This is a genomic window from Streptomyces erythrochromogenes (assembly GCF_036170895.1).
Taxonomy (GTDB): Bacteria; Actinomycetota; Actinomycetes; order Streptomycetales; family Streptomycetaceae; genus Streptomyces; species Streptomyces erythrochromogenes.
Genome location: NZ_CP108036.1, coordinates 186,519 through 203,456, shown reverse-complemented (window position 1 = coordinate 203,456; position 16,938 = coordinate 186,519). Strand labels below are relative to the sequence as shown.

General features: G+C 69.2%; 20 protein-coding genes and 3 pseudogenes. 10 read left to right on the top strand and 13 right to left on the bottom strand.

What is annotated here, in order from left to right; all coding sequences use genetic code 11:
• Positions 1–23: 23 nt before the first annotated feature.
• The 6 genes and pseudogenes from OHA91_RS00950 to OHA91_RS00925 all read right to left on the bottom strand — a co-directional run bounded on the left by OHA91_RS00950 (position 24) and on the right by OHA91_RS00925 (position 2,914).
• Positions 24–359, bottom strand: a pseudogene (locus tag OHA91_RS00950) (SRPBCC family protein).
• 296 nt (positions 360–655) lie between these two features.
• The gene (locus OHA91_RS00945) at positions 656–898 is read right to left on the bottom strand and encodes an ATP-binding protein (RefSeq protein ID WP_328738304.1); all 243 of its coding nucleotides are present in this window, start codon (positions 896–898) and stop codon (positions 656–658) included.
• Between the two features lie 95 nt (positions 899–993).
• Positions 994–1,299 carry an STAS domain-containing protein gene (locus OHA91_RS00940; RefSeq protein ID WP_328738303.1) on the bottom strand — a complete coding sequence of 102 codons (306 nt, stop codon included), beginning with the start codon at positions 1,297–1,299 and terminating at the stop codon, positions 994–996.
• A 101-nt stretch (positions 1,300–1,400) separates the two neighbouring features.
• On the bottom strand, positions 1,401–1,721 hold the full coding sequence (locus tag OHA91_RS00935; RefSeq protein WP_266496667.1) for an STAS domain-containing protein: 321 nt from the start codon (positions 1,719–1,721) through the stop codon (positions 1,401–1,403).
• Positions 1,722–1,972: 251 nt separating this feature from the next.
• A complete protein-coding gene (locus tag OHA91_RS00930; protein WP_328738302.1) occupies positions 1,973–2,410 on the bottom strand; it encodes a hypothetical protein in 438 nt (145 codons plus the stop codon).
• Between the two features lie 372 nt (positions 2,411–2,782).
• Positions 2,783–2,914, bottom strand: coding sequence for an ATP-binding protein (locus OHA91_RS00925; RefSeq protein ID WP_266496671.1), 132 nt, complete (start codon positions 2,912–2,914; stop codon positions 2,783–2,785).
• Positions 2,915–3,394: 480 nt separating this feature from the next.
• Here OHA91_RS00925 and OHA91_RS00920 point away from each other — a divergent pair, with 480 nt between their 5' ends.
• Complete coding sequence (locus OHA91_RS00920; RefSeq protein ID WP_328738301.1) at positions 3,395–3,736, top strand: hypothetical protein; 342 nt, start codon at positions 3,395–3,397, stop codon at positions 3,734–3,736.
• A 364-nt stretch (positions 3,737–4,100) separates the two neighbouring features.
• Here OHA91_RS00920 and istB (OHA91_RS00915) read toward each other — a convergent pair whose 3' ends face one another.
• Both istB (OHA91_RS00915) and OHA91_RS00910 read right to left on the bottom strand, forming a co-directional pair.
• A complete protein-coding gene (istB, locus tag OHA91_RS00915) occupies positions 4,101–4,907 on the bottom strand; it encodes an IS21-like element helper ATPase IstB (protein ID WP_328738300.1) in 807 nt (268 codons plus the stop codon).
• A complete protein-coding gene (locus tag OHA91_RS00910) occupies positions 4,900–6,297 on the bottom strand; it encodes a Mu transposase domain-containing protein (RefSeq protein WP_328738299.1) in 1,398 nt (465 codons plus the stop codon). Before OHA91_RS00910 ends, istB (OHA91_RS00915) begins: the two co-directional genes overlap by 8 nt.
• Positions 6,298–6,501: 204 nt before the next feature.
• Here OHA91_RS00910 and OHA91_RS00905 point away from each other — a divergent pair, with 204 nt between their 5' ends.
• From OHA91_RS00905 to OHA91_RS00895, 3 genes are all read left to right on the top strand, one after another.
• Positions 6,502–6,975, top strand: coding sequence for a hypothetical protein (locus tag OHA91_RS00905; RefSeq protein ID WP_328738298.1), 474 nt, complete (start codon positions 6,502–6,504; stop codon positions 6,973–6,975).
• A 326-nt stretch (positions 6,976–7,301) separates the two neighbouring features.
• The gene (locus tag OHA91_RS00900; protein WP_328738297.1) at positions 7,302–7,460 is read left to right on the top strand and encodes a hypothetical protein; all 159 of its coding nucleotides are present in this window, start codon (positions 7,302–7,304) and stop codon (positions 7,458–7,460) included.
• Between the two features lie 35 nt (positions 7,461–7,495).
• On the top strand, positions 7,496–7,885 hold the full coding sequence (locus OHA91_RS00895; protein ID WP_266496677.1) for a hypothetical protein: 390 nt from the start codon (positions 7,496–7,498) through the stop codon (positions 7,883–7,885).
• Between the two features lie 971 nt (positions 7,886–8,856).
• On the opposite strand, the gene OHA91_RS00890 is transcribed toward OHA91_RS00895, so the two are convergent.
• Positions 8,857–9,246 (bottom strand): ATP-binding protein, encoded by a 390-nt coding sequence (locus OHA91_RS00890; protein WP_328738296.1) that lies wholly within the window; start codon positions 9,244–9,246, stop codon positions 8,857–8,859.
• A gap of 95 nt (positions 9,247–9,341) precedes the next feature.
• Between OHA91_RS00890 and OHA91_RS00885 the strand changes: the two are divergent.
• The 5 genes and pseudogenes from OHA91_RS00885 to OHA91_RS00865 form a co-directional block, all read left to right on the top strand.
• A pseudogene (locus OHA91_RS00885) lies at positions 9,342–9,617 on the top strand (MerR family transcriptional regulator); the annotation flags it as partial.
• A 364-nt stretch (positions 9,618–9,981) separates the two neighbouring features.
• On the top strand, positions 9,982–11,577 hold the full coding sequence (gene istA / locus OHA91_RS00880; RefSeq protein WP_328741039.1) for an IS21 family transposase: 1,596 nt from the start codon (positions 9,982–9,984) through the stop codon (positions 11,575–11,577).
• The gene (gene istB / locus OHA91_RS00875) at positions 11,577–12,350 is read left to right on the top strand and encodes an IS21-like element helper ATPase IstB (protein ID WP_030960577.1); all 774 of its coding nucleotides are present in this window, start codon (positions 11,577–11,579) and stop codon (positions 12,348–12,350) included. The genes istA and istB (OHA91_RS00875) overlap by 1 nt, the downstream gene beginning before the upstream one ends.
• 61 nt (positions 12,351–12,411) lie before the next feature.
• Positions 12,412–12,753 carry a hypothetical protein gene (locus OHA91_RS00870; protein ID WP_234330924.1) on the top strand — a complete coding sequence of 114 codons (342 nt, stop codon included), beginning with the start codon at positions 12,412–12,414 and terminating at the stop codon, positions 12,751–12,753.
• Between the two features lie 167 nt (positions 12,754–12,920).
• The gene (locus tag OHA91_RS00865) at positions 12,921–13,124 is read left to right on the top strand and encodes a cold-shock protein (RefSeq protein WP_008735947.1); all 204 of its coding nucleotides are present in this window, start codon (positions 12,921–12,923) and stop codon (positions 13,122–13,124) included.
• A gap of 270 nt (positions 13,125–13,394) precedes the next feature.
• On the opposite strand, the gene OHA91_RS00860 is transcribed toward OHA91_RS00865, so the two are convergent.
• The 4 genes and pseudogenes from OHA91_RS00860 to OHA91_RS00845 form a co-directional block, all read right to left on the bottom strand.
• A complete protein-coding gene (locus tag OHA91_RS00860; protein ID WP_266496682.1) occupies positions 13,395–13,745 on the bottom strand; it encodes a PRC-barrel domain-containing protein in 351 nt (116 codons plus the stop codon).
• A 43-nt stretch (positions 13,746–13,788) separates the two neighbouring features.
• The gene (locus OHA91_RS00855; protein ID WP_266496684.1) at positions 13,789–14,064 is read right to left on the bottom strand and encodes an isoamylase early set domain-containing protein; all 276 of its coding nucleotides are present in this window, start codon (positions 14,062–14,064) and stop codon (positions 13,789–13,791) included.
• Positions 14,065–14,596: 532 nt separating this feature from the next.
• Positions 14,597–15,166, bottom strand: a complete 570-nt coding sequence (locus tag OHA91_RS00850) for a hypothetical protein (protein ID WP_266496686.1) — start codon at positions 15,164–15,166, stop codon at positions 14,597–14,599.
• 289 nt (positions 15,167–15,455) lie between these two features.
• A pseudogene (locus OHA91_RS00845) lies at positions 15,456–15,578 on the bottom strand (HNH endonuclease); the annotation flags it as partial.
• 104 nt (positions 15,579–15,682) lie between these two features.
• On the opposite strand from OHA91_RS00845, the gene OHA91_RS00840 reads away from it, so the two are divergent.
• On the top strand, positions 15,683–16,876 hold the full coding sequence (locus OHA91_RS00840) for a barstar family protein (protein WP_328738295.1): 1,194 nt from the start codon (positions 15,683–15,685) through the stop codon (positions 16,874–16,876).
• Positions 16,877–16,938: the final 62 nt, after the last annotated feature.

Below are 16,938 nucleotides of genomic sequence, written 5' to 3'. Positions count from 1 at the left end.
TGCCTGCACGCGTTGACGTACTTTCATCGGAATGAATGCAAACGCCGCCAGCAGATCAGCGCGCACCCCAGAGTGAGGAACGCTTCTCGGATGTCGTCGCGGACCGTCCAGCGGATCCGCAGGCGGCGGAACGGGTGCAGGTGGGCGAACGCACGCTCGAAGAGCAAGCGTTGAGCGCCCTGCCCGACCCGTGCTCGGCCCCCGCCGATCTTCGTCACCCAGTGCGTCATGGTGTCGGTGCGCTGCTCGATGCGCTCCACGCCTTCCATGAAGTGGGGGAACGATTCGAACTGCGTTCACTGGTTGTAGGCGGTGCGTACGGGGACGTCGACCTCGACGGACTCTTCGACCTGTGACATCAGAGCGACCTTTCGCCTTCGCCGGCCGGCGGCGGGCCGGCCGCACGCGGGAAGCCATCCCTTGGACGCGCTCGTGCCCGCGCCCGGCCTCTTCATCACCCCCGAACAGGAGCACTCATCCCGAAGTCGGCGCGCGTACGGCGCCGTGGCACGCCGGGAGCCAAGCGAGTGGCGCGGTACAAGGCGCGGATACGTGTTGCAGCCGCGATCGCTCCGCGGGGGGTCTGCCCCGCAATCCCTGGAAGTGCCGGTGCGGCTGCGCCCGGCCCGCGTGCTGCTCGGGCTGGCGGCGTTCGTCAGGGTGCCGGGGGAGGGCTGCCGGGGCGCAGGTGCGGTTGCAGGGTCGAGCGGTCGGAGACCTCGATGACGACATGGTCGGCCCGGACGGTGATGTGGAAGCCGGTGAGCCCGTCGCCGTGGCGGATGGCGTTGGAGACGAGTTCGCTGATCACGGTCAGCACGTCGGCGACGAGGGCTTCAGGCGCGTGGTGTTCGGCGAGGACATGGCGGGCGGTCTCCCGGGCCTGCGCGCAGTGCATCGTGGTCGGGAGAGCCTGGCCTGCCTGCTCGTGGCCTCATGTCGAGCGCCTGCCCCAGGCGCCGCCAGAGATTCCGGCTGCCCGCCGGGACGGCTCTAGTGGGCACGGTCGGGGGTGGGGCGGATGTCGAACAAGTCCAGGGCGCCGGTCATCTCCATCATCCGGCGCAGCTGGCGGGGGAGCGGGCCGCGGAGGGTGAGGGGGCGGGTGTCGCGGAGGCGGATGAGGGCGTTGAGGAAGCTGGAGTCGGCGAACTCCACCTGCCGCACATCGACGACGAGGAGGCTGGCCGGCACCGGCTGGACCTCGCAGGCCCCGATCAGCAGTCCGGTGGTGTCGAGGTCGAATTCGCCGGAGCAGACGACCACGCCCACACCGTCGGCCTCGGCCGTGACTGTCACCTGGGCCGCCTTCACGCGTCCTCCCGGAGATACGAGCGGATGAGCACGCAGTGACGGTAGTGGATGTCTCTCGCGCCCGGTACTCGGCCCGAGGGAGCGGGTCAGGACTCGGGGCGGAGGGTGAACAGGCCTCGGGTGCCGGTGAGGTCCAACAGGTGCAGCGCCTGCTCGCACAGGCCGATCAGTTCCAGCGCACCGTCCGCGACGTTGACGCGGTGGCGCAGGGCGAGGAGGGCGTTGAGGCCGCTGGAGTCGATGAACGTGACGGTCGACAGATCCAGGACGAGGGTCTGGCCGGGCAGGTCGAGGGCGTCGGCGGCCGCGGTGAGGTGCGGCGCGGTGTCCATGTCGAGCTCACCGCTCACCGTCAGGATCGTCCGGTCGGGACTCACGGCGCTGCCAAGGTCAAGGGTGGGGTTCATACGGTGTCCGCCCCGTTTCGGGATCGGAGCCTCTTTACGGTCGGCTCCCCTGTTGTCGGGGCGGAGAAGGCCGTCAAGCGCGCGGCATACGGCGCCGCGCATAGCCGAGCGAGCCCACCCGCACCCTCCATCGACCACCCGTGGTGATCAGCCGGTGGCGCGAAGGTCTCTCACCAGACGAGGCTGGAAGTCCTTCGAGCGTGGCACGCACCCGTCCCAAAAGCCAGCGAAGCAGCCGGAAACGCCGCCTCTTATGCCCGTTGACCTGCGGCTCGGTGTTCCGTCACAGCCGTGCCCGTCGTTTCCGGTGTCACGGCTCGGGGACCGTCGACGCCGGCTTGTCGGCGCACCGGCGCGCGGACGGCGCTCAGGGCGTCGTCGGTGTCGGTGTGGACGGGCAGCGCGGGCTGGTTCGCTCGGATCAGGTACCGGACCGCTGCCGGTGGTGTGGCCACGGCCATGGGGAGGCCGGTTTTGGCCCGGTGCCGGTAGGTCCGCAGGATGACCGACACCACGGCCGCCGTGCCCGCCACCGGGCCGAGGGTGAACACGAGGCCGGCGGGCCGGTGCTCGCCGACCAGCTGGTCGACGGCCTGGGCCAGGGCGGCCCGCTGCTCGGTGCCGATCGGCTCGTTCAGGGTGATCAGGAGCAGGTTGTCCTCGGTCTGGAGGCGGCTGCACAGGCGCATGGTTCTCCGTGCTTCAGGGGAGTGGAAGCCGACGGGGGTCGCCCGGGGAACTGCGCGAGGGTGCGCGCGGTCACGGGTGCGTGGCGTCGAGAGGTCCGCCCTGGACAACGTCTGGCTCGGCGATTGACTACGCGTTGGGCCGCCGTCCTGAGGTCCGGTACCCGGGGGTGGCGGCCTGAGCGCCGGGGCCGGGGGCTGTGTCGCACACCCGCCTCCCCGGCCGGGGAGGCGGGTGTGCGGGTGCCCTACGGGTCCGGACGCCAGCCCGTCGTGCGGACGGACCTGCCCCATGACGCCAGGGGAAGGGACGCCATGGGGGCGGGGCCCGCACCGGAGGCTACGGGCGGGAGGCGTAGGCGGGCAGGGCGGCAGTCATAGGCACTGGTCGGAGACCTCGATGACGAGCTGGCCGGCCCGGCGGTGGATGTCAAAGCCGGTCACGCCGCCCGCGTGCCGGATCGCGTCGGCGACGAGTTCGCTCACGACCGTCAGCAGGTCCGTCACCACAGCCTCCGGTGCGCCGCAATCGGCCAGCACGCGCCGGGCGTGCTCTCGGGCCTGCTCGCAGCTCATTGTCGCCGCCGGGGTGTGCCCGCTGGTCCTGGAGGCCCCGGTGCGGCTGTGGCCGGCCCGCGTGCTGCTCGGGTTGGCGACGGTCGTCAGGCAGCCGGGGGAGGGCTGCCTTGGGCGGCGAGGTGGCGGTGATGGTTTTGCCGCCGCGGTGGAACGGATGAAGGTGCCGGGTGCGAGGGGTCGGCAGCACCGCTGTGTCGCTGCGCCACGACGGCATGAGGTCCGAGTCCTGGCTCCAGCTCGGCGACGCCGGCGATCGCAGCTGCGGCTGATGCCGATCCCGAATTTTCCTCAGAGCTACTCTTCGCCCCAGTTGGTTCACGGAGTGAACCAACTGGGGAACGTGGGGAGCGAGCGCGGGCGTGACGTGGTTGCTCTTCGGGTGTCAGAGCTGTGGGGGATGATCGGGCCATGCTGCAAGCGAGAGACGAGCACGGTCGTCAGGTGAGGAATCCGTGGCCCACGGCCTTGAGCCGGATGGTGGCGAACCTCGGGCGGGGCAACGCCTTCGTGATCGTCGAGCGAGTCGACGATGCGGCGGCCGGCGATTGGTATGTGCAGGTGTGGCTGAGGGATGACAACACTTATCAGCTGGAGTTCCGGGACGGGACGGCGGCAGAGCACTACCAGACCCGGACGGTCTCCCAGGAAAAAGTGATCGCCGCCCTGAACAGCTGGGCCAAGGGGCGCCCGGACTGGAAGGACGCCTTTATGTGGAACAACATCGGCGCCTGGTTCGCGAACGCCGACTGACCCTGCCGCCGCCTGAGGCCGACAAGGTCAGTGACGTACGGTCGCTCAGCCGCGACGCATGGGGATGACGTCGGGACTCGCTGCGGGGATGGTGGGCCGCGCGGCCTCGGGAGTGGCGAGAAGCGCCACGATGGTGACGGGTTTGTCGCAGTGCGGGCAGTTGCGGATAGCTGTAGGCGTCAGGGGTGTGGGTGCCGGTGACTGCCGCGTGACCACACCGGTTTCCGCTGCGTTGACGGCTTCATCGCGTTCACGGCGTCGTCGCCTGGCTGCTTCGGCTTTGCAGCGGGGGGTGCAGTAGGTGTGGCGGGTTGCCTGGGGGTTGACCTGAAACTGGGTCCAGCAGATGGGGCAGGCCCGGAGTTCAACCAGCACGTCCGGTCACCCCTTTGCGGAGGTTGTCGGAGTGGGACTGGTGCGAGCGGAGACGGTAGGACGGTCCGTCGATGCCGACGACGGCGGCTCGGTGAAGGAGCCGGTCTAGCATCGCCGCGGCGACAGTCGCGTCGCCGAAGGCGCCTGCCCAATCTGCAATACCGACATTGGTCGTGAGGATCGTGCTCGACTTCAGATACCTCTGGTTGATCACCTGGAAGAGGGCCGAAGCGCCGTCGCCCGGCAGCGGGAGATAGCCCAGTTCATCGATCACGAGCAGGCGGGGTCCGGCGAAGAACCGCATGATGCTCGACCAGCGGTCTTCGAGTGCGGCCTTGTGGCACTTGGCGGCGAGTTCGGCGGCGGTGGTGAAGTAGACGCGGTGGCCGGCATCGACCGCGGAGCGGGCGAGTACGACGGCCAGCATCGTTTTGCCGACGCCGGGCGGGCCGACCAGCAGGACGTTGGAGGCGTTGTCGAGGAACCTCAGGGTTGCCAGGTCGCGGATGAGTTTCTCGTCGACGCCGGGCTGGGCGGCGAAGTCGAAGTCGTTGAGGGTCCATGGCTCTGGCAGGCAGGCGAACCGCAGTCGGGAGGAGAGTTTGCGGGCCTCGGTCGCCTCGACTTCGATCTCGAGGAGTTTCTCCAGGGCGGTGGTGAGGGTCATCCGCTCGGCTCGGGCCTGGTCCAGGACGCGGGGAAGGGCTTCGGCGGCGTCGTTGAGTTTCAGATAGGAGAGGTGGCCTCGCAGCTGCTGGTAGCGGCGGGCCTCGCTCATCGGCATGGTGTCACTCACTCTCACGCTCCTGGTCTTCGTGGGTGGGGGCCTGCCGGAGCCGGTCGGCGACGGCGGCGTAGTGAGACAGGTCGATGACGACCCGGTTCGCGACGTCTGTTTCAGGTCGGCCGCGAAGCTTTTCGGCTTCCGCCTGGGCCGCAGCCGACGGGGGCCGGCGGACCTTGGTGCGGCAGGGAGCCTTGTCGGAGAACGAGGCGAGAACGGCTCGTTCGAGGGCAATGACGTGTCCGGCGTCCCGGATGGTCTGCCCGGCTCCGTCCGGTGCCCGGCGGTGGTGGGCGATGACCGCGCGGCCGGCGGTGACCACGTGCAGGTCGTCCTCGCCGAGGCGGATCCGGACCGTGACGTGGGCGCCGGTCAGCCCGGGCGGGACGGAGTAGTAGTTGCCGGCGAAGGAGACGAGTCCTTGCGGGCTGACGACGCGGGTCTGCTCCAGCTCGGCGGGGAATGGGCGGGTCGGCAGGTCCAGCAGCGGCTCGGCTTCGGCGAGCGCGGCGACCGTGGTCGAGGCTCCGTCGAGCTTGCGTTTGCGGCTGTCCATCTGGACGGCCAGCTTGTCCACGCCGTTCTGGCCTGCCTCGATGCTGATGCCGTCCGGGACGGTTCGCCACCAGCGTTGGGCCGCTGAGTGGTTGGCCTTCTCAACGACGCCCTTGCGGTTGCCCCGCCGGGGCGGGCAGATGTCGATGCCGGCTCCGTAGTACTTCGCGACGGCGGCGAACGCCGGAAGAATCCGTCCGGTCGGCGGGTGACAGACGGTGGCCATCCGGTCGAAGCGCCATCGCCGGGCCGTTCCGCCCAGGCGCCGCAGCACGGCATCGATGGACTGAACCAAGTGCGGGAAGGTCTCCGCCTCCGCGAGCACGGCCCGCCATCGTCCTGAGTGGGCCAGGGCGCCGACGAGGAGATGCGCGTTGGTGCCGACGCCCCACTCCGCGGGCGGATCCGGGAGCTCGACCCAGTCGAACTGGATCTCCTCGCCCGGAGGATGCGCGATGATCGCCACGTCGCGGCCGCTCGAAGCCCGGCATGGTTCGCAGTGGGGTCGCGCCTTGTATCGCCGCAGAGCCCGGGTGAAGGTTGAGTAGCCGCCCGAATAGCCGAGTTCCACCACTTCGTCGAAGAGCGTCGAGGCCCACAAATGGGGGTCATCGCTCAGCCGTTGCCAGCAGTACTCCAAGAAGGGCATGAACGCGTCCGGCGATTGACGTCGATAGCCGGAGACTCGCTCGCCGTTCAAGTAGGCGCGGATCGTCTTGCGGTCGTGCCCCAGGTGCCGGGCGATCGCCGAGATCGACCAGCCCTGGCGACGCAGTGCGTGAGCATCCACGTCTTCCTCCCAGGTGAGCATCCAGGGCCCTTCAAACAGGCCGAACTCCGTGCTCACGCAGGCTCTCCACGACACGCCGACACCAGTTCGACACGCCGACAAGGATCACGCAAAGGGTGGGGAGATCACTTGAGCAGGTTTGGCCACCTGAAGAGCGGCACCTGGGGAGATTCAACGAGCGCCATCACGCCTGAGCGCCGCATCGGCCGAATGCCGCCGCTCTGGGGTGCCGTACGCGGGTCCGGGGGAGGGCGCGCGGGCATGTGGCTCGTCTGCTGCGTCGTCGTAGGGCTCGCCTCCTGCGCGGCCACGCTCGCAGCTGTCCGGGCCGAAGGGCGGGGTTCGCCCCGCGCCGCCCAAGCAGCGGGGGCCGCGGCCCTCGTCGTTCTCCTGGCGGCAGCCGGCTCCGTCTCCGGACCGTACACGGACTATCCAGGAGTCTGGGCCGCCCCGCAGGGCGACGCGTCCCTTTCCCTGACCGAGCCGCAGGGGTCGGAACAGGGCGGGCAGTACACCCTGCGGATCGGAACCTGCACCGAGCAGGGCGGGTGGGCCTTCGACTACCCGCGGACCTCGGAGTCGGTCCTGATCTGGCTCAGCCGTGATGAAGCGACCGCATGCCTCCCCGGCGGCTCGTCGATTCTTGCGTACATCGCCGGCGGAACCCAGATGGCCCCGATCGTCCAACTCCCCGGGCTGCGCCTGATCAAGCAGTCGGGTGCCCAGAGGGCATGACGGCTCCTCCTGCACGGGCCGGTTTCCGGTCCGGGTCGGGTGGCCTGCGCCTGACGCTGGCCTGGCCCGCCGACCTGCGCGGCACTGCCGCCCCGGGGGCCGGCGGGCGGGGTGGCCCGCCACGGGATCGCGCACGCGGGTCCGGGTCGGGTGGCCTGCGCCTGTGCGCGGCACGACTGCGGCGGTGTGGTCCCGGTCTCCAGGTGCCCCGAGCACGGCGACGCGGTGAGGCCGGTGTTGGAGTGGCATCAGGGCGGTGGGATCCGCTGCGCCGACCTGTCCCGCGCACGTGGCCTCACGTTCGCGGGTCGGGCCGACTGACCGCCATGACCGGTGACGAGAAGGCCGACGGTCTGCGCGAGGGCATCGAGGACTACCTGGGCGAAGTCGACGCCGAGGACCTGGCCAGCGTCTCCATCTGGACAGTGGTCGTAGCCGGCCCGGCTCCCGCCTCGGATACCGTGTTCCTCTACGGGGTGCCATAACGGATGTGACGCCCCCCACCGGAGGTAGTCAGCGTATGAGTTCAAAGCGCAGCAAGAATCCAGCCCTGCCCGTACTTGACGACGCATTCCGACTCGAGTCGGTCAAGGACGCCGAAGAGTCCACCCGTGACTTGGCCGCACGGCTGGCCACCACCGAGCTGCGCCGCGTTTCCCACCCGGGCCGGATCACCTGGGAGCCCACCGATCAGGCCGAGCCCGTACGGGTCCCGCCGACTGTGGTCGACGGTGACGGGGACCTGTGGCTGCGGGACCGGGGCACTGGCACCTGGACCATGCCCGAGTTCAACCCGAAGGAGTTCCCGGCCCGCTGTGGCGAGGTATTGACGTGGAACCAGCTTGCCCGCGAGTTCGGCCCGCTGACCGCACTGGCCGACGACCGACGCATCGGCGGCGGCCGGCGCTGACCGCGCAGCCTTCTGGGATGACCGAGCCCCTGAAGCGCCCGTTACGGGTATCTGGGAGCTCCAGCTCACCGCCGAGCTCGACGATGGCGGCGAGCAAGGAGCGGTTCGACGCCGAGTTCGCCAAGGTGATCAAGGGCAGCGACATCGAGCCGAGCACCCCCCGGCAACGTTGCGCGACGGCCGCGAAGCGGCTGACCACGACCAGGCCCGCAAGCTCATCACCGCCCTGGTCGGCCACCCTTAGTCCTGACCCTCCGCCATCCGCGAAACCCTCCGAAAGCTAACCCGGAGACCCAGTCGGCCCGGCTGCGCCCCCGCCAGGGCCCCGGTCCAGCGAGGTCCAGATGAGGAACTTGGCGGCCGGGCAAGCCAGCGCGTCTGGGCAAGCCCGAGGAGACCCTGGGCAAGCCCGTCCGGGGGGGGGGGGCTTGCCCAGGGCCGCGACCCGGTCGGTTCAGCGTCGGTGGCGCCAGTGCTGGTGGACCCTGAGTACTTCGTAGCTCCATCCGGTGTGCGGACGGGTGGCGACCGGGTTCGTCCAGCCGAGCTGTTCGGCTACGGCCGGGAACTGGGGGTGTATCTGGCGGTCTCCGACCGTGACGAGCGCGGACAGGAGAGGCTCTCCCCTCCGACCGTCTTCGTCGACCAGCCACAGGAGCACGCACTGGTCGTCGGCGTGCAGGCGGGGCAGGCCCGGCAGGCGCTTGTGGATCCGGGGCCAGGTCGTAGTCCGTGGACGGGTCCCGCGCGAGTGTCACCGACAACACCACGCGGGGCTCTCACCTGGGGGCCGGGAGGTGTCTACGGACGTGCCGCGGCAACGTCGTCGGCCTCCCACAACGCCCGGGTCGGCCTCACCTCCGAGCTCCAGCGCCGCATTCGGCCTCGACGGCGGGTGCCGCCTTTGATGACCGTGCTCGGCCAGGCCGACGCGGGCGCCCGTTGCCCCGGTCGACGTCGGCGGCTTGGCGTTACTGGGCGAGGAGGGCGCTGACGGTCTTGCCGCCGGCCGCGCGGCGGGTGACCGCGGTGGCGCGGGCGAGGCGGTTGACCAGCGGCCAGCCGAATCCTCCGGTGCCGCCGTTCAGGTCGGGGGTGCGCATACGCGGGGCCCGCAGACTGCGGTCGTGGACGGTCACCTCGATGCTGTCCGGGTGCGCGGTCAGGTCCAGGGTGCAGGTGCCGCCTCCGTGGCGCAGGGCGTTGGTGACGAGCTCCGAGACGACCAGTACCACGGTGTTGGCCGCCTCGGTCGCGATCGGGTGTACGAGGCGGTCGAGGAAAGCCCGAGCGCTCTCGCGTGCGCCGGCGACGGATGTGGCTGAGCGGACGGTTGCGACGTTGACGCTCATCGTGTCCATCAGGTCACCCTGGTCTCTGGATCGTCAACGCCCGGTCCTGTCTGCCCGGCTTGTGCCTGTCCGGCGACCGGCTAACCCGGCAGCGACAGGGCCTGCGAGCCGCCGACATGCTCGGTACCACCCAGGGCTTCCTCCGTGCCCTCGGCGAACACCGCCTCATCACCCCGCTCCGCTCCGCCGGCGGACACCGCCGCTACTTCCGCTACCAGCTGCGCATCGCCGCCCGCGCCCGCGAGCTCGTCGACCAGGGCACCCCCATCGAGGCCGCCTGCCGCATCGTCATCCTCGAAGACCAGCTCGAAGACGCACAGCGCCTCAACGCCGAATACCGCCGCGCTGCCGAATCAGCGAATCCACCGGCCGCGGCTTGAGCGGGGGCCGCGCATGCCGGTCCTCGATGGCCCGCGCGCACCCTGTCACGGCATGACGCGTACTCGTTTCCAGTGGTGACAGCGTGTGAGGGCGTGTAGCGTCTGCGTCAGCTGTCGTGGTTCGGAAGTTCCCCTTTGCCCACGCCTCGGCGTGGGCGTTTTGCTGTTGTGAGCGTTCACGTTTTTCCCCATCTCGGGTGGTTTGAGCTTCATGTAATTCCTCATCCCGACTTCTCCTAATTGGCCATGGGTACGACGGAGTTCGGGATCGAGGGACCTGGTCATCGCGGAGGCGTGTGGGCGGCCCTGGGCCTGTGGTTCGGAAGGCCGATGGTCAGCCCGAATGGCAAGGAGAACGTTCGTCGTGGTCGACATCACCGAGATCTACGTCCACTGGTACGCGGGCCGCTCGAAGAGCGAGCTGGCCGCGTCGCTGGGGGTGGACCGCAAGACGATCAGGAAGTACCTGGAGCCGGCGGAGGCATCCGGGATCACGCCCGGCGGGCCGCCGATGCGGGAGGCCGACTGGGCCAAGCTGATCAAGAGCTGGTTCCCCGAACTCGGCGACCGGCGACTGCGGCAGATCACCTGGCCCGACATCGACCAGCACCGCGACTACATCAAGAACCTGCTGGGGACGGTGACGGTCTCCACGATCCACCAGCGCCTGCGGGACGAGCACAAGCTGGACGTGTCGATCTCCTCGTTCCGCCGCTGGGTGCATGCCACGCTGCCCGACGAGAGGACAAGGTCGCAGGTCACGGTCTTGCGCGATGACGTCGAGCCTGGCTCGGAGGCTCAGATCGACTACGGCCACCTCGGCCAGTGGACCAATCCGAAGACCGGCAAGCGGCACCGGATCTGGGCCTTCGTGATGGTGCTGCCGTGCTTGCGGCACATGTTCGTCCGCCCAGTCCTCTACCTGCACCAGCACGCCTGGACCGAAGCCCACGTCGCCGCCTTCCGCTACTTCGGGGGCGTCCCGCGCCGGCTGGTGCCGGACAACCTACGGACCGGGGTCGACAAGCCCGATCTCTACGACCCGAAGATCAACAAGGCGTATGCCGAGCTCGCCACCCACTACGGGGCACTGGTGGATCCGGCCCGTGCTGCCCGGCCCAAGGACAAGCCGCGGGTCGAGCGGCCGATGCCCTATATCCGGGACTCGTTCTGGCGCGGGCGGGAGTTCACCTCGATCGAGCACATGCAGGCCGAGGCTGTGACCTGGAGCCAGAAGGTGGCGGGCCGGCGGCAGTGCAGGCCACTGCAGGGAGCCGCCCCGATGGCGGTGTTCGAGGCCGTCGAAGCCGAGACCTTGCTGCCTCTGCCGCCCACTCCGTTCGTGCTGGCTCGCTGGTCAACGGCAGTGGTCGGGCCGGACATCCACGTCAAGGTCGGCCGCACTCTCTACTCGGTTCCCTGGAAGCTGATCGGCCGCCGGGTCGACGTCCGCTCGACCGCCACGATGGTGCAGGTCTTCCTCGACGGCGACCTGGTCAAGACCCACGTGGCACTTGAGCAGGGCAAACGCACCGACAGGACCGACTACCCGCCGGAGAAGATCGCCTTCCAGATGCGCACGCCGATCTGGTGCCGGACCCAGGCATCCGAGGTCGGTGACGCCTGCCGGACCGTCGTCGACCAGCTGCTGGAGGTCAACGCGCTCTACCGGCTCCGCGCCGCCCAGGGAATCCTCGGCCTGAAGAAGAAGTACGGCGACGCGAGGCTGGAGGCCGCCTGCGCGAGGGCCATCACGGTCGGAGATCCGTCCTACCGAACCATCAAGGGCATCCTGATCGCCGGCACTGAGACCGATCCGGAGCCCGAATCGAGTGGGGACGCGGGAGCCGCGGCCTTCCTCCACGGGCCCAAGCGGCTGTTCGCCTCCGTCGCCCCGGCCGAGACGGCGGATGAGCTCCACGACGACCAGGTCCACGGCGAAGCTGAGGGAAGCATCTGATGAGCGTGATGGATTCCGCCCTGCGTGAGTCGCTGAAGTCGCTGCGACTCTCAGGGATGCTGGAAACCCTCGATGCCCGCCTGGCCCAGGCCCACGGCGGCGAGCTCGGACACCTGGACTTCCTGCAGGTCCTCTGCCAGGACGAGATCACCCGCCGTGAGACCGTCGCCTTCCAACGACGCCTGGCACGGGCAAAGTTCGAGCAGCAGGTCACCCTGGAGGAGTTCGACTTCACCGCCTCCTCGAAGCTCCCGGCCGCCCAGATCCGCGACCTCGGAGCCCTGCGCTGGCTCCACTCCGGCGAGTCGGTCATCCTCTTCGGCCCGGTCGGGGTCGGAAAGACACACGTCGCCCAGGCCCTCGGTCACCTCGCGGTCCGCCAGGGCGCCCACGTCCGCTTCGCCAAGACCAGCCGGATCCTCGCGGACCTCGCCGGCGGCCACGCAGACCGCACCTGGGACAAGCGGATCCGTGAACTGGTACGGCCCGACGTGCTCATCCTCGACGACTTCGCCATGCGTCAGCTCGGAGCGTCCCAGGCCGATGACCTCTACGAACTTGTCAGCGAGCGGCAGGGCCGGTCCCTGATCATCACCAGCAACCGGGCACCCAGCGATTGGTATCCCCTCTTCCCTAACCCCGTCGTCGCCGAGTCGCTCCTGGACCGGCTGATCAACACCAGCCACCAGGTCATCATGAACGGCCCCAGCTACCGCCCGAACAAGCGGCCCAAGAACCCGACCGACAAGCCTGCCAAGCCCACGATCACCTAGGACCACGTCCCGGAGGGCCAGGCTGGTGAGGATGCCGGTCCGGGATGAGATCGTTTCCCGCATGGCTGAAACAGACGAAGCAGAAGCCGACGTTGAGCACGCCGTCATCGCTCACTATCAACTGGCCGATGACGGCCTCGGCGAGCCAAGCCAACGAGAGGTCGTCCGCCAGGCCCAGTCCCTCCTGACCGAGGCGATCGAGCAAGCCGACGTCGGCGAGTTCGACGGAAACGAGTACGGAGGAGGCGAGGTCGTCCTCTACGCCTACGGACCGGACGCCGACGCACTCTTCGCCGTCATGGCACCCATCCTGAACGACCTGCCGTTCCGCCCGGCACACGTCGTCTTGCGCTACGGCTCCGTCGATGACCCATCGGCTCCTGAGCATCGCGTCGACCTCTGACGAGACGAATCACGAGCCCCGGCCAGACGGGCGCCTGGGGAATTACGTGAACTTACCCCTGGGGAATTACGCGAACGTCCACAGCTGTGCTGTGCCGCAGGAACCAGGGCGATCACCTCCGCCTTCCGCACGTCGTGGGAGGCATCATCGGCTGGAAGGCATGAGACATGGCTACGGGAACTGTGAAGTGGTTCAACGCGGAGAAGGGCTTCGGCTTCATCGCCCAGGACGGCGGCGGCCCGGACGTCTTCGCCCACTACTCCGCGATCAACTCCTCGGGCTTCCGCGAGCTCCAGGAGGGCCAGGTCGTGACGTTCGACGTCACCCAGGGCCAGAAGGGCCCCCAGGCCGAGAACATCAACCCGGCCTGATCTTCAGCACCGTCCTGCGGACGGCGGGACGGTGGGACAGCGCACGGCGCATGCGGGCCGCCCCGTGCAGCCCGACCCGAACAGCGGGTCACCGGACGTGTCCGGCGACATCGACCGGATCTCAGGCGCACGCGGTCGGGGCCCCGCAGCTGCCGCGCGGCCCTGACCCGGCTCTGCTGCCGGACGGAGTTCGGCCCGACGATCGCGCCGGCCCCTCAGCGGGCTGCGGCTCCCTTGCGTGGTGGGGAGCCGCAGCCCGGCGAGCTGGGCTCAGCCGCGGTCGCGGCCGTAGTACTGGCCGAGCTGGTCACGGTAGGCGGCGTTACCGCGGTGCTTGTCCTTGTCGTACTCGGGGGAGTCCTTGATCTGGTCCTTGGTGAGGTTGACGTTGATCGTCTTCTCCTCGATGTCGACGCGGACGACGGTGCCAGCGGGGATGAGGACTTCCTTGCCGAAGATCCACGGGCCGGTGTCGACGACGATGTAGGAGGCGCCGACCTCGTCGGTGTCCTCGTCGACCTTGCCGATGCTCCCGTCGCTGGCTTCGACCTTGAAGCCGACCAGGCTGGTGCCGGGCGTGTAGTGCGACGCGGGGTTGTAGCTCCACATGTCGTCGGTCACAGGTGTTCTCCTTCTGGGCCAGAGTCCGTGATCGTGCGGAGGGTCAGGTGTGCAGGAGGCAGTTGCGGCCGTCGTGGCCGTCCGCCCCTTCTTCGTCGAGCCAGTGGCCGCCGTCGGCGAGGTAGCGGAACCCGTGCTGCTGGTCCACCGGGAAGGCGACCGTGACCGCGCGGCTTCCGTCCGGGCGCTCGATCATGGGATGGGCGCCGGGCCGCCAGTCGTTGAAGTCACCGACCACGCTGACCTCACCGGCCGGATGGCCGGCGGGCAACACGAACGTGATCTCGGTCCGCTTCTTGCTCCGAGTGCGCTCCAACATCGACGGTCAGCTCCTCACAGGCGGGGGAATGGCTTCGCCATCAATGCCCGCTGCGTCGGCCTGGGTAGCGGGTCGCTACGCCACCCGGTACAGCTGTCCCCCGCTCGGCCGCATAGGGCTGGCCGCCCCGGGCCGAGTACGCGGAGCGCGCTGAGCAGACCCGCGCCGAGCTCGCCTCCATGCTGGGCACCGTCCCGAGCGAGGAGGTCGAGGCCAAGGCCCGCGGCCTCCTGTTACGACTCGGCGCCCGCCAGACCGCATCGGCCGCGTAGTGAGGCCGATCGCAGGCGTCCTGGACCACACAACTGCCACCGCCCTCCACGATCCCAAGGACCCGTACGGCTGTGTACGCGAGTAGCAAGCAACGTCGTTTTGACGCGATACTGGGAGTCGTACGCTCGCGCGAATAGGCGGTGTTTACGAGAACGGGAGGCGGTCACCCGGGCTCTGCGGCCGTAGTCATCGCGTGAAGCAGCTCCGGTTCTCGGGCTGCAGCGGGGCGCACCGCCCGTTGGCGTGATGATCGGCTTCGTCACCTGATGGTCTGGTCCCCGTCAGGCACGTCCTCGACCGTGACACGGCCGCGGGGCAGCCCGAGTCCCCGCGACACCGCCTGGGCAATCCCGTTGAAGTCCGGGCCTTCCGAAATCGGCACCTGCTCCCCCTCGCCGTAGCTCTCCAGCGCTTTCACGAAGTAGCTCGGATGCCAGGCGCCGACGGCCCCCCTGACCTCGATCGCAGCCACAGGGCGCTCGCCGACGAGTTGCTTGAGCGCGCCCAGAATCTCATCGGATCGCAGTTCACCCGGTACCTGAAACAGGCTGGCGTGAGCACCGACGAGGCCGCCGCCCCTCAACCGCACAGTCACGGTGAGGCAGCTGGTGACGCTCGGATAGGTAATCACGCCCCCAGGTGCGACCTCTTTGACCTGCCCTTCCGTGACCGTCGCGCTGGCGGGTGCCGCCAGGCTGCTCACCACGCGCGGCCCTGCGTGGGTGGGCTCATACGGGGCCATACCGGCGGCCGCACTGGGTGAGGTGAGGGTCGCGGCGCCGACAAGGGCAACTGCGAGGGTCGCGATGACGCGCTTGGGTTCGATCACAACCTTCGCAACGATCACGAGGTGCGGCAGGTGCCCGGATCGCGGCCGACCGTCGCTCCACTTCGGCGTCGCGACAGCCCTGAGACAAACCGCAGGACGCGTCCGACCGCCATCAGTGACTCCCGAACCCCTCGACATTGATCATGGTGGCGGCACCCGAAGTCACTTCCGAAGTCGTCAAAGAACGACTCGCGTTCTCGTGTCTACAGCCACCCGTACAACGAGGCTGTCGCCGCGTTCTACGTCCAAGCCTCCGGCGGCCCGGGCACCCTCTACACGCCCGTGCTCACTGCGCCGGGTCCTTGTCGCTCTCGCTGCGGTTGGAGGCGGCGGAGACCGCGATGAGGGTGTCGGGGCTGTTCTGGTCGTTGGCGTATGCCTCGCGCCGGGTGGCGTCCCAGGCGTAGCCGCCGACTGGCGGGGAGCGTCATTCCAAGCACGCGATATTCGGAGGGCTTCGGCGTCAGCGAGCCGTAGGGTTGGCGCGCCAAGACAGCCTGGTAGCAATGGAGAAGCGTGCGGTCTGAGGAACATGTGGGGTGGGAGCGGGCCTTCCCGGTCCGGTATCTCCTGGTGCGGGACGACATCAGCGGTGAGGAGGAGGGCGTGCTGTGGGGGCGGTGCGCGGAGGTCGAAGGCCTGTTCATGGACGTGCCTCCGCTGCCGCGAGAGGTCCTGACGCTGCGCGGCTGCCCGCGCGAGAGCCTGCTGGTCCAGGCCGTGGCGGACAGCGCCGAACCGGTGCGGCTGCTGGGGGACGGAATGCTCTCGATCGAGCCTGTGGATCCCTCGAACGACGGGCCGGCCCGCTTCTGGGACCTGGAGGACACGACTGTCCTGGCCCGCTGGCCCACCCCGGGCGATCCCGGGCGCTGGGACATCGTCGTGGGCACCGGCGTCAGCGAGGACGACTACTGGGGCCGCAAGCGGCTGCCTTCGAGCCCGCGGTTCGACCTGTGGTTCCCCTCGATCCAGGGAGACAGCCCATCGGGCAGTTGCCGTTCCATCGACGGCCTGCTCACCCCGCGCCCGCAGCGACCCACCCAGCCCGTGCACCTGATCGGCTGCGAACCCGCCGCACCGCTTCTGACCCTGCTGAGTCGTCCCCTTCCACAGAAGGGCGACCCGATCACGCTCTGGCCCCTCGACCGCCACGGCCGAACGATCACCAGGTACCGCCTCGACCTGGACACCGTCGAGGCACGCCCATCCGTCCTCGGCGGAGCCCTGATCGACGTCACCATCACCGACCCCGGCGACGACCGCCCCACCCTGGCCGCCCGCCAAGTCTGGGAGATCTGGTCCGACGGCGTTCCGACCCTGCCCAACCAATGGGCACAGTTCGACGCCAAAGGCCAGTCCGAGTGGCTGGACCTCACCCGCGTCGGCCCGTACGGGCCGGAGGGCCTGTCCGACGGGACGTACCACCTGGACGGACAGCACGTCACCGACAGGACCAGCATGCTCCTGGCACTCGGCGAAGCCCTGCTCGGTCCCGGCGCCAACTACGGCAGATGTCTGGACTCGGTACAGGACTACCTGGGCGGCGGACTCTCCGTCGTCCCCCCGTTCACCCTCGTCTGGCACCACGCCGCCATCGCCCGCCACGCCCTCGCCGGACACGTCCTGCACCACCTCGGCGGCCGGTCCTACTTCGAGGAGACCGTGAACCTCCTGCGCGAGAAGGGCGTCACCGTCGTACTCCAGTGAGGGACGCGACGGACAATCCCGGACCCCTTCAAAACGGCTCCTGACCTGGAGAAGGAATGGCG